Here is a 14837-nt window from a genome sequence, read left to right as displayed (position 1 = left end):
ATGTTAACCGGACCGGTGCCCCATACCGTTGAATTTCAACCGCGACTTACAAGAAATCATATCGGGGCTACCTGCTCAGTTGTCTCACGGATGAGGGCGGGATGTTCTACCTATACGCTAATTTAACGTTCGCTTGATACTAGGAAAGATCGGAGCAGGAGTTTTTGCAGGATTCAAGAAGATGGCGGTGTAAAGTGTTCAGATCATTCGTTGCATGGATCACTGGCCATCTGACAGTCCCTGATGACGATTCCGATCTGTTGAAAGCCCAGTTCGCGGTGTTCTCCAGCCAGGTCCCGTTGATGTACAGTATCGTCCTTGTCAATTCATGGGCGCTTGCTTATCCATTCATGACAACGGCGCCGGTGTGGCTTGCGGTTTATGTTCCACTCGGTTTGTCGCTGGTGTGCGCTGTCCGGCTTGTCGGCTGGTGGCGGATGCGACGCACGGTTCCGACCGCGCAATACGCGCATCAGGCACTGACCCGCACCAACAAATTTGCATTTGTTCTCAGTGTCGGCCTCACCGTCTGGGCATTGTCGCTCTATCCCTATGGCGATGCTTACGGGCAGGGCAACATCGCTTTCTTCATCGCCATTACCGGTGTTGGCGTCATCATCTGCTTGCAGCAATTGCGGTCGGCCGCCTTCATTGTCGCGATCGTCATCAACACCTCCTTTGTGGTCTATTTCAGTCTGGCAGGCATTGCCTCGTTTGTCGGCATGGCGACAAACATGGCGCTGGTATCGATCGCCTTGCTGCTGGTGGTCGCGATTCAGTTCCGGCATTTTGCCGGCGCCGTCAGCGCACGAAGCGAGCTGGAAGCGATCAGCCGGGAAAATGCCAAGCTGGCCAATCTCGACAGCTTGACCGGTCTCTCCAATCGCCGTCAGTTTTTCGCGCACCTCGAAGCGGCGGTGTCCGAATCCGGTGACAGGCGTGTTGCCGTGGGTATCATCGACCTTGATGGATTCAAGCCGATCAATGACCTTTATGGCCATACGGTGGGCGACAATTTGCTGGTGGAAGTCGGACAGCGGCTTGCCGCACTTGCAGGCAGCAACGTCCAGATTTCCCGGCTCGGTGGCGATGAGTTTGCCGTCACTGTCACCGACTGTGGCACCGATGATGCCGAACTGCTTGCCATGGGAGAGCGGTTGTGCACGGCGTTGCGCGATCCTTTTGTCTTGGCAGAGGCAACGGTGCAGGTTTCCGGATCGATGGGATTTTCCGTCTATCCGCATCTGGCCGCCGATGCGCATGAACTCTATGAGCGTGCCGATTATGCGCTGTACAGGAGCAAGCGCACCAATCGCGGCCATCCGGTGTTGTTCACTCAAGAGCACGTTGTCGAAATCGACCAGAGCCAAAGGATCGAGCAGGTGCTTGGCAGCGCCAATCTCGCGGCCGAAATGGAGGTTGTGTTTCAGCCCATCATGGATACGCGCTTTGCCAAGGTGGTGTCGTTCGAAGCCCTGGCGCGCTGGACCAGTCCGGTGCTCGGCAAAGTTCCGCCAGATCACTTCATCCCGGTCGCCGAGCGGGTTGGTCTGATCAGCGAATTGACCTGTGTGCTTTTGAACAAAGCGCTGGCTTCGGCGTCCACGTGGCCGGAAGATGTTGGGCTTTCCTTCAATCTCTCGACCCATGACATCAGTACCTCTGACGGCGTAGCAACCATTGTCGGCATCATACTGTCCAGCGGTGTCGATCCTTGCCGGATCGATTTCGAGATCACCGAGACCGCGATGATGTATGATTTCAGCCAGGCCAAGGCCTCCATAGAAATCTTTCAGCTGCTTGGATGCGGTATTGCCCTCGACGATTTTGGAACCGGCTATTCAAGCTTGAGTCAGTTGCATGCCCTGCCGCTGACCAAGATCAAGATCGACCGCAGTTTTGTGTCCGGCCTGCATGAAAATCCGGCCAGCTACAAGATCGTCAAGTCGCTGCTCGCGCTCAGCTCCGACATGGGTTTGGGGTGCGTCATCGAAGGCGTTGAGACCGAGGAGGAACTGGCGGCGCTGAAGCAGCTCGGTTGTCTGTTGGTTCAGGGCTATTATTATTCACCGCCAGTGCCGGCGGTCGACGCCGCGAACTTTCTGTCCGAGGCGGGTGTTGTGCGGATGACGGATCAACAGCCGCCGCGCAGAACGCTTGCAGCGGTCTCGCCGTGACGCCAGGTGCAATCAACCGGCGGCAGCGCATCAGCCAGAATGTCGCAACGTGACGCCCGTTCGGCGGCTGGATGGGCGGCACCAGGCTGAGCGGCGGCCGGCCGTTTCAGGTCGCCAGATCAGCCACAACAGCGTCAAGCAGCAACATGCCGGCAGGGGTGCAGCGGATCCGGTCTGGCCCCATCTCCTCGATCATGCCGTGCTCGATCAGAAATCCCGTGCGTTCGGACTCAAGCGACCGGCCTGACAGCAATTGCCACCGCCTGAGATCGATTCCCTCGCGCAGCCTGAGCCCCATCAGCAGCAATTCATCGGCCTGTTCGGCGGCGCTGAGCGCGGTCGACTCCGTCATGCCGTGGCCCTGCTCCGCCACCAGCTTGAGCCAGCTCTCGGGATGGCGTTCGGTGGCCGTGGCGATCTTGCCCGCGCCGGTGGTCAGCCTGCCATGCGCGCCGGGTCCGATGCCGGCATAATCGCCATAGCGCCAATAGGTCAGATTGTGCCGGCTCTCGGCGCCAGGCCGGGCGTGGTTCGAGACTTCGTAGGCGGGCAGCCCGTGACTGGTGCAGACCTGGCGGGTCAGTTCATAAAGCTCAGCCGATAGCTCACCATCAGGAACGATCAGCTTGCCGGCCTTGTAAAGCCCGTGAAACGGTGTGCCTTCCTCGATGGTCAGCTGATAGAGGGAAAGATGATCGGCGGCGAGCGAAATCGCCTCTTCAAGCTCCGCCGCCCAGGCTTGCGCCGTCTGGTCGGGGCGGGCGTAGATCAGGTCGAACGACATGCGTGGAAAGATGTCGCGCGCCAGTCCGATGGCCTTGAGCGCATCGGCACGGTTGTGCAGCCGCCCAAGTCGTTTGAGGTCCGGGTCGTTGAGCGCCTGGACGCCCATCGACACCCGGTTGACCCCGGCCTGGCGGTAGCCGCGAAACCGCTCCGCCTCGACACTGGAGGGATTGGCCTCCAGCGTGATCTCGATGCCGTCGGGCACCGCCCAGGCCTCGCGCACCGCATCAAGGATCGCGCCCACGGTTGCAGGCGCCATCAGCGATGGCGTGCCGCCGCCGAAAAAGATGCTGGTGACAACCCGCGGTCCGGTGAGCGTCCGCATCGCGCCGATTTCCTTGCGGAAGGCGTCGATATAGGCCTGCTGGTCGATGCCTGTGTGCCTGACATGGCTGTTGAAATCGCAGTAGGGGCATTTGGCGGCGCAGAACGGCCAGTGCAGATAGATGCCGAATCCGGGTTTGCCGGTGTCGGGCAGGATGGAGCCGGGGGCGGTAATGCCGGATGGGTGCAGAGCCTGGTTCATGTTGCCGCGACGCCAAGACGTTGTTCGGCAAACAGCTTGAAGGCGCGGGCCCGATGCGACAGCGCTGTCGCCTGACCCGGCTTCCAGCCATGCTTTTCCTCCGCCTGCATCTCGCCGAATGTGCGGCTGTGGCCATCGGGTCGGAACATCGGGTCATAGCCGAAGCCGAGCGAACCGCGCGGTGGCCAGACCATGACGCCCGGCGCTTCGCCGCGATAGAAGCTGACATCGCCTTCAGGCGTTGCCAGGCACAGAACGCTGACAAAACGGCCGCTGCGCTGGTCTTCGCTCTCGGCGCCGCGAGCCTTGAGCGCATCCTCGACCTTCTGCATGGCGACGGCGAAATCGCGGTTGCCATCGGCCAGCGTTGCCCAGTCGGCGGTGTAGACGCCGGGGGCGCCCTCGAGCGCATCGACCTCCAGACCTGAATCGTCCGACAGCGCCATCAGACCCGACGCTTTGGCCGCAGCCAGCGCCTTGGTCGCCGCATTGGCCTCGAAGGTGTCACCCGTCTCCGCGGGCTCGGGCAGGCCCAGCTCGGCGGCCGAGGTAACCTTGATGCCCAGCGGCTCGCACAGACCCCGGATTTCCGAGATCTTGCCGGCGTTGTGGCTGGCCACCAGAAGCGTTGTGAAAGACGGGTTCGACATCAGGTGTTACAGCGGCCGTGCGACCGTCTCCTTTTGCAGTGAAACCAGATCGGCGATGCCGGTCTTGGCCAGCTCAAGCAATTCCAGCAATTGCTCTTGCGTGAACGGCTCGGTTTCGGCCGTGCCCTGGATTTCGACAATCCCGCCGGCACCGGTCATGACGAAATTGGCATCGGTATCGGCTGCCGAATCCTCAAGATAATCAAGGTCGATCACCGGCTGGGCCGCAAAGATTCCGCACGAGACGGCGGCGACATGGTCCTTGAGCACCCGCTCGGTCTTTATCATCGTGCGCGCTTCCATCCATTTCAGGCAATCATGCAGCGCAATCCAGGCACCGGTTATCGCCGCCGTGCGGGTGCCGCCATCGGCCTGAATGACGTCGCAATCGACCGTGATCTGGCGTTCGCCCAGCGCTTCAAGATCGACCACGGCGCGCAACGAGCGGCCGATCAGACGCTGGATTTCCAGAGTCCGGCCGCCCTGCTTGCCCGATGACGCCTCCCGGCGCATGCGGTCGCCGGTTGACCGCGGCAGCATGCCGTATTCGGCTGTGACCCAGCCTTTGCCGCCATTGCGCAACCATGGCGGAACCCGCTCTTCAAGGCTGGCGGTGCACAGCACATGGGTGTCGCCAAACTTGACCAGGCACGAGCCTTCGGCATGCTTGGAAACGTTGCGTTCGAAGCTGACCGCCCGCATCTTGTCTGTCTTCCGGCCCGATGGACGCATGGTGTCTCTCCTGTTCCCAATGTTGCCGCCTTCTAGCGTTGGCGGCGTCATGATGCAAAGGAAAACATATGCGACAGCGCCTGGCGGCACTTGCCCCTTCCGTGCCGCGCCGCAAGCCCCTATATTCCATTGCAAGGGCCGCTGTCACCTTCTGCCGGATCGACAGACGTGGCCCCGAGGACTGCTTAGATGACCATGAACACACCCTCCATATCGTCGGATCTTTCCGGAACTCTTGATGAGCGTGCGCGCGAGATCTTCCGTGCGCTTGTGGAAAGCTATATGGAATCGGGCGATCCGCTGGGCTCGCGCAGCCTGGCGCGCATGTTGCCCATGACCCTGTCGCCGGCCTCTATCCGCAATGTGATGAGCGATCTTGAGGGGCTGGGGTTGATTTATGCGCCTCATATCAGTGCCGGAAGACTGCCGACCCAGAAGGGGTTGCGGTTTTTTGTCGATGCGTTCATGCAGGTCGGCGATCTTCAACCGGAGATGCGCGAGAATATAGAGCGTCAGGTTCATTCCGGCGAATCCGGGCGGCCCGTCGAATCGCTGCTGACGGAAGCCAGCCAGATGCTGTCGGGCATGACCCGTGGCGCCGGCCTGGTCATCGCTGCCAAGCAGGATTCGACCATTCGCCACATCGAATTCATCCGGCTTGACCCAAGGCGGGCGCTGGTGGTGCTGGTGGGTGGCAATGACCAGGTCGAAAACCGGGTCATGGAATTGCCCGAAGGAGTGACCGCCAGTCAGTTGACCGAAGCGGCCAATTTTCTCAATGCCCACCTTGCCGGGCGTACCATGAGCGAAGTCCGCTCCGAGCTCGAGCGGATAACCGCCGAAGTCCGCTCCGCGCTTGATGTGCTGTCGCAGGATCTGGTCGAACGGGGCCTTGCCGTCTGGGCCGGAACCCGTGAAAGCGCCGGCGCAGCACGGTTGATCGTGCGCGGTCGCGGCAATCTGCTCGATGGCCTGTCCGCCGGTGAGGAACTGGATCGCCTCAAATTGCTGTTTGACGAGCTCGAACGCAAGGAAAGCCTGATCGAACTGATGACGCTGGCCGAAGAGGGCTCCGGTGTGCGGATCTTCATTGGCTCGGAGAACAAGTTGTTCTCCCTGTCCGGCTCCTCGTTGATCGTCGCGCCCTGGCGTGATGGCGATGACCGGGTGGTGGGAGCCGTCGGCATTATCGGGCCGACCCGGCTCAATTATGCCCGCATCGTGCCGATGGTCGACTACACCGCCCAACTGGTCTCCAGACTGGTGCGCAATTGACCCCGAACCCCAACCGGCAATCTGCGGCACGGCGCAAGTGAGGCGACGCGTCTCGCTCCGGCCGGCCCAACTGGGTGACGCCAAGCAGATTGGCTTGATCCGGCACTGCAGCCTGTGAAAACGATGCATGTCCGTTATCGTTCAAACAAGTAGGTTTGAACGCGACATGCATTACAGCGCCGCGCATCCAGCCGGATGCGCAAAGGTCGCTGTAGCGCTTGGAAATGTTGCATGTCCGTTATCGTTCAAACGAGTAGGTTTGAACGTGACATGCAATAGATCGCCCATATGGGCTTCGGGCCTTGATTTTTACCGCCTGAACCTCGATATGCGAGGCAGATCGGGATCGTGCCTGTCGGGCACGGTCTCTGGACATTTTACGGAACAGTCAGGACATGCACACTATGAGCGATGAAAGCCAGGGCCACGAACACGAAAACCCAACGGCAGACGCCGCACCTGAAATCGATCAGGCCGCAGATCCCGCTTCGGCACCCGACCCCGATCCGGTGGAAGTGCTGCTCGCCGAACTCGCCGAGATGAAGGACCAGCGGTTGCGTCTGGCCGCCGAGATGGAAAACCTGCGCCGCCGCACCGCGCGTGAAATCAAGGACGCCAAGAGCTTTGCCGTGTCCGGCTTTGCCCGTGACATGCTGCAGGTCTCCGACAATCTGCAGCGCGCCCTTGCCGCAGTGCCCGAGCAGGCCGAAGCCGCTGCCGACAACGGCCTCAAGTCCCTGGTGGAAGGCGTCGAGCTGACCGAGCGCGCCATGCTCTCGACCCTGGAGCGTCACGGCGTGCGCAAGCTCGATCCGATGGGGCAGAAGTTCGACCCGAATTTTCATCAGGCGATGTATGAGGTTCCCGATCCCGCCGTGGTCAACAATACCGTCGTTGAGGTGGTTCAGTCCGGTTACGTGATCGGGGACCGCGTGCTGCGTCCGGCCATGGTGGGCGTCGCCAAGGGCGGCCCGAAAGAGGCCGCGCCGCAATCCGATGGGCCAAACCCGGCGGCCGGATACGACACCTGAGGCGAGGTGGGCCGGTCCGGCCTTCGCCGGACTGCCCGCAGCCCGCGTCTTGAAACGGCGGGGAGGAGACAGCGCCGATGACCCCGCTTGATGTTCTCGACTATGCCGGAGTTGCTGTTTTTGCCGCAACTGGCGCACTTGCCGCCTCGCGCAAGCAGCTCGACATGATCGGCTTTGGCTTCATGGCCGCCATCACCGGCATTGGCGGCGGCACTTTTCGCGACCTCGTGCTGGGCGCCACGCCGGTGTTCTGGGTGGAAAAACCGGCCTATCTGATTGTCTGCGCGGTGGTCGCCGCGATCATCTATTTCACGGCCCATCTGGTGGAATCGCGCTACCGGCTTTTGCTTTGGCTCGATGCCGTTGGCCTGTCGGCCTATGCGGTGATGGGAGCCGCCAAGGGCTTGGCGCTGAGCGGCTCGCCGAGTGTTGCCGTGGTCACCGGTATGATGACCGCGACATTGGGTGGCATTCTGCGCGATCTTCTCTCCGGCGAACCCTCGGTGCTGATGCGGCCTGAAATCTACGTCTCCGCAGCCCTTGTCGGGGCCGGTGGCTTTGTCGCCGCCAGCCTGCTCGGAGCTCCGTTGATTGCCGCTTCAGGGGTGGGCGTGGTTCTGGCCTTTGCGGTGCGCGGTGGAGCCATTCGTTATGGCTGGGCGTTCTCACCCTACCGCTCGCGCGCCGGGCGCCGGCCGGAAGACGTGATGTAACCAACGCCTCCGTGGCACAGGGATCAGATGATCCCGGCTTCGCGCGCGGCGTCGGCGAGCGAGAGCTGAAGTCTCGGGCCGATCTGCTGGATCACCAGGGCGGCTGCGAGACTGCCGAGTTTTCCGCACACCTCGAGTGACCTTCCATTGGCATAGCCATGCAGAAATCCTGCGGCATAGAGATCGCCGGCGCCGGTGGTATCGACCACGTCGCAGACCCTAATGGCCTCGATCTCGATCCGCTCGTCACCGCGGATGATAACCGAACCATGTTCGGACCGGGTGACGGCGGCCAGTTTGCAGTCCTGGCCAAGCAGCTTGACGGCCGCGTCGAAATCATCGGTCTGGTAAAGCGATTTCACTTCATCGGAATTGGCGAACATGATGTCGATGGTGCCCGAGCGCATCAGCTCGAGAAACTCGGCCCGGTAGCGGCTGACGCAGAAAGGGTCTGACAAGGTCATCGACATCTCGCGGCCGTTCTTGTGGCCGATCTCGGCGCACAGCCGGATGGCTTCCTTGGCGCGCGGCGGATCCCACAAATAACCCTCGAAATAGGTCACCTTGGCATTGGCCACCACATCGGCTTCGATGTCGTCGGGACCGAGCTCGACGCAGGCGCCGAGATAGGTGTTCATCGAGCGTTCGCCATCCGGTGTCACGAAAATCATCGATCGGGCGGTCGGCGGTGTGCGTTCAAGCGGCTTGGTGGCGAAATGCACCCCTTGCGCACGGATGTCGTGGCTGAAGATCTTGCCAAGCTGGTCTTCGGCAACCTTGCCGAAAAAGGCTGACCGGCTGCCAAAGCCGGCAATGCCGGCGGCGGTGTTGCCGGCGCTGCCGCCCGAGGTCTCGATCGCCGGTCCCATGCGGGAATAGAGCAGCTCGGCGCGATCCGTATCGATCAGGTTCATCGCGCCCTTGATGATGGTGTTGTCGACGAGAAAGGTCTCGTCACAGCGGGCGATGATGTCGACAATGGCATTGCCGATGCAAAGAACGTCAAACTGGCTCATGGGAACTCTTGCGGATTGGCGGAACGGAATGTCATCGACTTTCTAACTCTTTTGAGCCGGATTGGAAGGCTAACAACCGGACAAATCGTCCAACCTGTGTCTGATAAAGCTCACTCTGTCGGAGACAGGGGCTGGTGGAACCTCGATCAGGTCATATCCGGCGGCTACGTAAGCGGCGACATTGGCTTCATATTCTTTGCAGGCGAATTCGAAATCGTGCCGCCGTTCGCGGTCGTTTGCAAAAATCGCGCGCCAGGGTGGACAAACAAATGCCGGCGTCTCGAAACGCCGCAGCGCTGCCGCTTGCAGCATGGCCGGCGCAGGCGCCCGGCCGATCACGGTGCCGTAAGCGATGGCCTCAATGAAACTGCGGTCGAAAAATACGATCTCGTCTGCGGCTTCGCCGGTCTGGTCAAATCTGGCAATCGACCGGACAAAAAGCAGATCCATGAACGCGGCCTTGTCCCGCCAGGGCAAGGCCGTGCCATGCGAAGCCATCTGTTCGGCAACGATCTGTCGCCCGACCTCGGCGACCGTCGCGTAACCGCTCGCAGCAAGGGCATCAACCAATGTTGACTTGCCGCTGCCCGAAGCTCCGGTGATGACGAATCTTCGCATCTGACATCCAGTGCCGGGCCGCTCTGTTTCAGCCCTTTGGCTGTTCCGACAGCCGCCGCTTCAACTCGTAGAGCGCCTCCAGCGCGTCGCGTGGCGTCATCTCGTCGGGGTTGAGCCCGGTGAGAAACGCATCGGTCTCCGATGGTCCCCTGGTTTGTTTCACGGGCTCCTTGTGCAGGGGAACCGCAAACAATGGCAGATCATCGACCAGCCGCGCCGCCGGATTTTCCCGCTCGCTGGTCTCCAGCAGTTGCAACACCTCGCGCGCACGGGCGACCACAGCATCGGGAAGGCCTGCCAGCCGCGCCACCTGGATGCCGTAGGACCGGTCGGCTGCACCCGCGCCGACCTCATGCAGGAACACCACCTCTCCCTGCCATTCCTTGACCTTCATGGTGGCGTTGGAGAGCCGCGGCAGCTTTTCCGACAGCGCCGTGAGCTCGTGAAAATGCGTGGCGAACAGGCCGCGGCAGCGGTTTTGAGCATGCAGGTGCTCGACCGCCGCCCAGGCGATCGACAGCCCGTCAAAGGTCGCGGTGCCGCGGCCGATCTCGTCGAGAATGACCAGAGAATGCGGGCTGGCCTGGTTGAGGATCGCCGCCGTCTCCACCATTTCGACCATGAAGGTCGAGCGCCCGCGCGCCAGATCGTCCGATGCGCCGACGCGGGAGAACAGCCGGTCGACGACACCGATATGCGCCGCGCCGGCGGGCACGAAGGAGCCCATCTGCGCCAGGATGGCAATCAGGGCGTTCTGCCGCAGGAAGGTGGATTTACCGCCCATGTTGGGTCCGGTCAGCAGCCAGATCGTGCCGCCCTCTTCGCTGCCGGTGGCTGCGGCTGGCGGTGACAGGTTGCAATCATTGGCCACGAACGGCTGTGCCGCCTGCTTGCGCAATGCCTGCTCCACCACCGGATGCCGCCCGGCAGTGATCTCGAACGCCAGACTGTCATCGACGCGCGGGCGGGCATAGCCCTGTTCCTGTGCCAGCTCCGCCAGCGAGGCGGCAACATCGATGATCGACAGCGCATCGGCGGCCGCCTTGATCACGTCGGCATGGGCGACCGCCAGTTCCACCAGCAGGTCAAACGCTCCCAGCTCGATCGCCAGCGCCTCGCCGGCCGCATTGGCAATGCGGGTTTCAAGGTCGGAGAGTTCGGTGGTGGTAAACCGCATGGCATTGGCCATGGTCTGGCGATGGATGAAGCGCGCCTTGGCCTCGTCCGTGTCGGTCAGCGGCGCGGCGTTGAGCGCAGTCACCTCGATGAAGTAGCCCAGCACATTGTTGTGCTTGATCTTGAGCGATCGGACTCCGGTGTCCTCGGCATAGGACAATTGCAGTCCGGCAATCACCCGGCGCGACTGGTCCCTGAGGGCCCGGAGTTCATCAAGCTCCGGCGAGTGCCCGGCGCGGACAAAGCCGCCGTCGCGCTTGAGCAGCGGCAGTTCATCATCAAGCGTGGCATCGAGCCGCGAACTGATCTCGTCCGGAACCTGCCGCAGCGTCGAGACCGCTGATTGCAGATGCGCCGGCGCACCGGCCTCATCGAACAGTCCGGCGATCTCGTGTGCGGCCTTCAAGCCGCTCAGAATGGCGCCAAGATCACGCGGGCCGCCGCGGTTGAGCGCCAGCCGGGACAGGGCGCGCGGCATGTCGGCAACACCCTTCAGCCCGCGCCGCAGCGAGTCGGTCAGCGCCGGATTGGCAATCAGGTAGGAGACGCCGTCGAGCCGGGCATTGATTGCGTCCGGATCGGTCAGCGGCGCCATCAGCCATTCGCCAAGCTTGCGTCCGCCACCGCCGGTCACCGTCCTGTCGATCGCCTTGATCAGGCTGCCCTGCCGGTCGCCCGACAGGGTGCGGACCAGCTCGAGGCTGGCTCGCGTCGCCGGGTCGATGAACATCCGTGCGCCGTCGCGTTCCCGTTCCGGCCGGCCAAGCGCCGGCCGCTCGGAGATCTGGGTCTTTTCGACATAGGCGATGGCCGCCGCTGCCGCTGCCAGTTCGGCGCGCGAGAAACTGCCGAACCCGTCCAGCGAGCCGACATCGAAAAACCGGGTGAGGCGGCCTTCGGCTGAGGCGCTGTCAAACAGCACCGCCGGTTGCGGCGCCGCCACCCGGCCGATCTGCTCGATCAAAGGCCGGATTTCGGGGTCGTGAAACACATTGTCGGCGAGGATCAGCTCACGCGGCTCGACGCGGGCGATGTCGGCCATCAGCCTGGCCAGCCGGCTCTCGGCAACGTGAAACGCACCGGTGGAAATGTCGATCCAGGCCAGCCCGTACTGGGCCTCGCCCGATCCCTTGACCCGCGCCAGCGCCATCAGAAAGTTCGATTGCGACGGATCCAGCAGCTTGTCTTCGGTCAGCGTGCCCGGTGTCACCAGTCGGGTCACGTCGCGGCGGACCACGGATTTGGAACCACGCTTCTTGGCTTCGGCAGGGTCTTCGACCTGCTCGCACACCGCCACCCGGAAACCGAGCATGATCAGCTTCTGCAGGTAGTCGTCGGCGGCATGCACCGGCACGCCGCACATCGGAATGTCCTGGCCCAGATGCTGGCCGCGCTTGGTCAGCGTGATGCCGAGTGCGCGCGCCGCATCGACGGCGTCTTCGAAGAACAGTTCGTAAAAGTCACCCATCCGGTAAAACAGCATCGAATCCGGGTTGGCAGCCTTGATCTCGATGAATTGCTCCATCATCGGCGTGGCCGTGGCTCGGCTTTCCGCCGTGGCGAGCTGGGCAGTTGTCAGTATGGCGGGGTTTAGCGGGGATTCGTCGTTCAAGAGCGGATGCCTGTCCTGGGTTTTCAATTGTTTGGCAAATAAGCTTCACCGCATGCGTGGCTTTACAGCCCGGCCCATCCACCCTAACGGTGGGATGAGGACAAAGACAACAGGGTTGAGGCACCATACACAAGGTCGCCCACAACGGGATGGAAGATATGCCAGGCACGGACAAGTCAGATCGCTCAATTTCCGCTGTAACCGATCAGGAGGCACTGGATTTCCACGCCAGGGGCCGGCCCGGAAAGCTCGAAATTACGCCAACCAAGCCGATGGCGACGCAGCGTGACCTGTCGCTGGCCTATTCGCCCGGTGTTGCGGTTCCAGTCAAGGCGATTGCCGACGATCCATCGCGGGCCTTCGACTACACGGCCAAAGGCAATCTGGTGGCTGTGATATCCAACGGCACGGCCATTCTAGGTATGGGCAATCTCGGCGCATTGGCCTCCAAGCCGGTGATGGAAGGCAAGGCGGTGCTGTTCAAGCGTTTTGCCGATATTGATGCCATTGATCTCGAAGTCGACACCGAGAATGTCGACGAATTCATCAACAGCGTCCGCTACCTCGGCCCCAGTTTCGGCGGCATCAATCTCGAAGACATCAAGGCGCCGGATTGCTTCATCATCGAGCAGCGGCTGCGCGAACTTATGGACATTCCGGTGTTCCATGACGACCAGCACGGCACTGCCATCATCGCCATCGCCGGCCTCATCAACGCGCTGCATCTGACCGACAGGGATATCAAGACCACCAAACTGGTCTGCAATGGCGCAGGCGCCGCGGCAATTGCCTGCGTCGAGCTGGTCAAGGCGATGGGGTTCCCACCGCAAAACATCATCCTGTGCGACACCAAGGGGGTGATCTACGAGGGCCGCACCGAAGGCATGAACCAGTGGAAGTCCGGTCATGCGGTCAAGACCAAAATGCGCTCGCTGGCTGACGCCATGGAAGGCGCGGATGTCGTTTTCGGCCTCTCCGCCAAAGGCGCGCTGACGCCGGAGATGGTTGCATCGATGGCGAAGAATCCGATCATCTTCGCCATGGCCAATCCGGATCCGGAAATCACGCCCGAGGAGGTCGCGGCCATCCGCAACGATGCGATCATGGCCACTGGCCGGTCGGACTATCCCAACCAGGTCAACAATGTTCTGGGCTTTCCCTACATCTTCCGCGGCGCGCTCGATGTCAGGGCCACCACGATCAACGACGACATGAAGATCGCCGCCGCGCACGCGCTGGCCCAGCTTGCGCGGGAGGATGTTCCCGACGACGTGGCGGCGGCCTATCAGGGTGTCAGGCCGCGGTTCGGCCCGCAATACATCATTCCTGTCCCGTTCGATCCGCGGCTGATCTCGGCCATTCCCGTGGCCGTCGCCAAGGCGGCTATGGAGTCGGAGGTGGCGCAGATGCCGATCCTCAACCTCGACGCCTACGCTCAGGAACTCTCGGCCCGGCGCGATCCGATCGCCTCCACCTTGCAGCGGCTATACGAGCGGGTGCGGCGTCATCCGCGCCGGGTTGTCTTTGCCGAAGGCGAGGAGGAACAGGTCATGCGCGCCGCGGTTTCCTATGTGAACCAGCGGCTCGGCACCGCCTGCCTGTTGGGGCGCGAAGAGCAGATTCGCGAAACCGCCAAACTGGCCGGCATCGATCTCGACCGCCCCGGCATCGAACTTGTCAACGCCCGCGTCTCGCGCCGGGTCGAAGCCTATACCGACTATCTCTATGCCCGGTTGCAGCGCAAAGGTTACCTGCATCGCGACTGCCAGCGGTTGATCAACACCGACCGCAACCATTTCGGCGCCTGCATGGTGGCGCTCGGTGATGCCGACGCCATGGTGACGGGAATCACCCGCAACTATTCCACGGCTCTTGAGGATATCCGCCGATGCGTTGACGTTAAGCCGGGGCATCGCATGATCGGCGTTTCCCTGGCCCTGTGCCGCGGCCGCACCGTGTTTGTCGCCGACACGGCCGTCATCGACATGCCCAATTCCGAGGAACTTGCCGACATTGCCGAGGAAGCGGCCAGCATGGCGCGACGGCTGGGGTATGAGCCGCGTGTGGCGATGCTGGCCTATTCCACTTTCGGCCATCCGACCGGTGAACGCTCCGAGCGGGTGCGCGATGCCGTCAGAATTCTAGACAAGCGCCGGGTTGATTTCGAATATGACGGCGAGATGGCAGCCGACGTGGCGCTCAACACCGCCGTGCTTGAGCAATATCCGTTCTGCCGCCTGTCCGGCACCGCCAATGTGCTGGTCATGCCGGCCTTCCACTCGGCTTCGATCTCGACCAAGATGCTGCAGGAACTGGGCGGTTCCACGGTAATCGGACCGTTGCTGGTCGGTCTCGACAAGTCGATCCAGATCGTTTCGATGGGCGCCAAGGATTCCGACATCGTCAACATGGCGGCAATCGCGGCTTACAACGCTTCGAACTGACGCAAAATGGCGGTAGCTGCGCTCGCCGGACGCGGGAGCCTGACGGACTGGAAACCGGGCCAGCCGCGGCGGGGCCAAACC

Annotated in this window: 11 protein-coding genes; 5 read left to right on the top strand and 6 right to left on the bottom strand. The window is 62.1% G+C overall.

Going from position 1 to position 14837, the window contains the following annotated elements; translation table 11 throughout:
- The first annotated feature begins 194 nt into the window (after positions 1-194).
- Positions 195-2177, top strand: a complete 1983-nt coding sequence (locus PZ897_RS09135; RefSeq protein ID WP_275751851.1) for an EAL domain-containing protein — start codon at positions 195-197, stop codon at positions 2175-2177.
- 106 nt (positions 2178-2283) lie between these two features.
- On the opposite strand, the gene hemW is transcribed toward PZ897_RS09135, so the two are convergent.
- The 3 genes from hemW to rph are packed head-to-tail and all read right to left on the bottom strand — an operon-like array spanning position 2284 to position 4871.
- On the bottom strand, positions 2284-3489 hold the full coding sequence (gene hemW, locus PZ897_RS09130) for a radical SAM family heme chaperone HemW (protein WP_275751849.1): 1206 nt from the start codon (positions 3487-3489) through the stop codon (positions 2284-2286).
- Positions 3486-4139, bottom strand: a complete 654-nt coding sequence (locus PZ897_RS09125; protein WP_275751847.1) for a non-canonical purine NTP pyrophosphatase — start codon at positions 4137-4139, stop codon at positions 3486-3488. The genes hemW and PZ897_RS09125 overlap by 4 nt, the downstream gene beginning before the upstream one ends.
- Positions 4140-4145: 6 nt before the next feature.
- A complete protein-coding gene (gene rph / locus PZ897_RS09120; protein ID WP_275751845.1) occupies positions 4146-4871 on the bottom strand; it encodes a ribonuclease PH in 726 nt (241 codons plus the stop codon).
- Positions 4872-5066: 195 nt separating this feature from the next.
- Between rph and hrcA the strand changes: the two genes are divergently transcribed.
- The 3 genes from hrcA to PZ897_RS09105 all read left to right on the top strand — a co-directional run bounded on the left by hrcA (position 5067) and on the right by PZ897_RS09105 (position 7890).
- Complete coding sequence (gene hrcA, locus PZ897_RS09115) at positions 5067-6146, top strand: heat-inducible transcriptional repressor HrcA (protein ID WP_275751974.1); 1080 nt, start codon at positions 5067-5069, stop codon at positions 6144-6146.
- 395 nt (positions 6147-6541) lie between these two features.
- Positions 6542-7177, top strand: coding sequence for a nucleotide exchange factor GrpE (gene grpE / locus PZ897_RS09110; RefSeq protein WP_275751843.1), 636 nt, complete (start codon positions 6542-6544; stop codon positions 7175-7177).
- A 77-nt stretch (positions 7178-7254) separates the two neighbouring features.
- The gene (locus tag PZ897_RS09105) at positions 7255-7890 is read left to right on the top strand and encodes a trimeric intracellular cation channel family protein (RefSeq protein ID WP_275751842.1); all 636 of its coding nucleotides are present in this window, start codon (positions 7255-7257) and stop codon (positions 7888-7890) included.
- 23 nt (positions 7891-7913) lie between these two features.
- On the opposite strand, the gene PZ897_RS09100 is transcribed toward PZ897_RS09105, so the two are convergent.
- The 3 genes from PZ897_RS09100 to mutS all read right to left on the bottom strand — a co-directional run bounded on the left by PZ897_RS09100 (position 7914) and on the right by mutS (position 12312).
- Positions 7914-8906, bottom strand: a complete 993-nt coding sequence (locus PZ897_RS09100) for an adenosine kinase (protein WP_275751841.1) — start codon at positions 8904-8906, stop codon at positions 7914-7916.
- A 69-nt stretch (positions 8907-8975) separates the two neighbouring features.
- Complete coding sequence (locus tag PZ897_RS09095) at positions 8976-9524, bottom strand: AAA family ATPase (RefSeq protein ID WP_275751840.1); 549 nt, start codon at positions 9522-9524, stop codon at positions 8976-8978.
- A gap of 28 nt (positions 9525-9552) precedes the next feature.
- Complete coding sequence (gene mutS, locus PZ897_RS09090) at positions 9553-12312, bottom strand: DNA mismatch repair protein MutS (protein WP_275751839.1); 2760 nt, start codon at positions 12310-12312, stop codon at positions 9553-9555.
- Positions 12313-12470: 158 nt separating this feature from the next.
- Between mutS and PZ897_RS09085 the strand changes: the two genes are divergently transcribed.
- On the top strand, positions 12471-14756 hold the full coding sequence (locus PZ897_RS09085) for an NADP-dependent malic enzyme (protein ID WP_275751837.1): 2286 nt from the start codon (positions 12471-12473) through the stop codon (positions 14754-14756).
- The last annotated feature ends 81 nt before the right edge of the window (positions 14757-14837 follow it).

The sequence above is a fragment of the Hoeflea sp. YIM 152468 genome (assembly GCF_029210485.1).
GTDB lineage: Bacteria > Pseudomonadota > Alphaproteobacteria > Rhizobiales > Rhizobiaceae > Hoeflea.
The sequence above is the reverse complement of the archived record's forward strand: the minus strand, read 5'-3'. Positions and strand labels throughout refer to the sequence as shown.

Coding starts and splice junctions, on each gene's coding strand:
- PZ897_RS09085 (WP_275751837.1), top strand. CDS start 12,471: ATGCCAGGCACGGACAAGTCAGATCGCTCAATTTCCGCTGTAACCGAT.
- PZ897_RS09100 (WP_275751841.1), bottom strand. CDS start 8,906: ATGAGCCAGTTTGACGTTCTTTGCATCGGCAATGCCATTGTCGACATC.
- hrcA (WP_275751974.1), top strand. CDS start 5,067: ATGAACACACCCTCCATATCGTCGGATCTTTCCGGAACTCTTGATGAG.
- PZ897_RS09105 (WP_275751842.1), top strand. CDS start 7,255: ATGACCCCGCTTGATGTTCTCGACTATGCCGGAGTTGCTGTTTTTGCC.
- grpE (WP_275751843.1), top strand. CDS start 6,542: ATGCACACTATGAGCGATGAAAGCCAGGGCCACGAACACGAAAACCCA.
- rph (WP_275751845.1), bottom strand. CDS start 4,871: ATGCGTCCATCGGGCCGGAAGACAGACAAGATGCGGGCGGTCAGCTTC.
- PZ897_RS09095 (WP_275751840.1), bottom strand. CDS start 9,524: ATGCGAAGATTCGTCATCACCGGAGCTTCGGGCAGCGGCAAGTCAACA.
- hemW (WP_275751849.1), bottom strand. CDS start 3,489: ATGAACCAGGCTCTGCACCCATCCGGCATTACCGCCCCCGGCTCCATC.
- PZ897_RS09125 (WP_275751847.1), bottom strand. CDS start 4,139: ATGTCGAACCCGTCTTTCACAACGCTTCTGGTGGCCAGCCACAACGCC.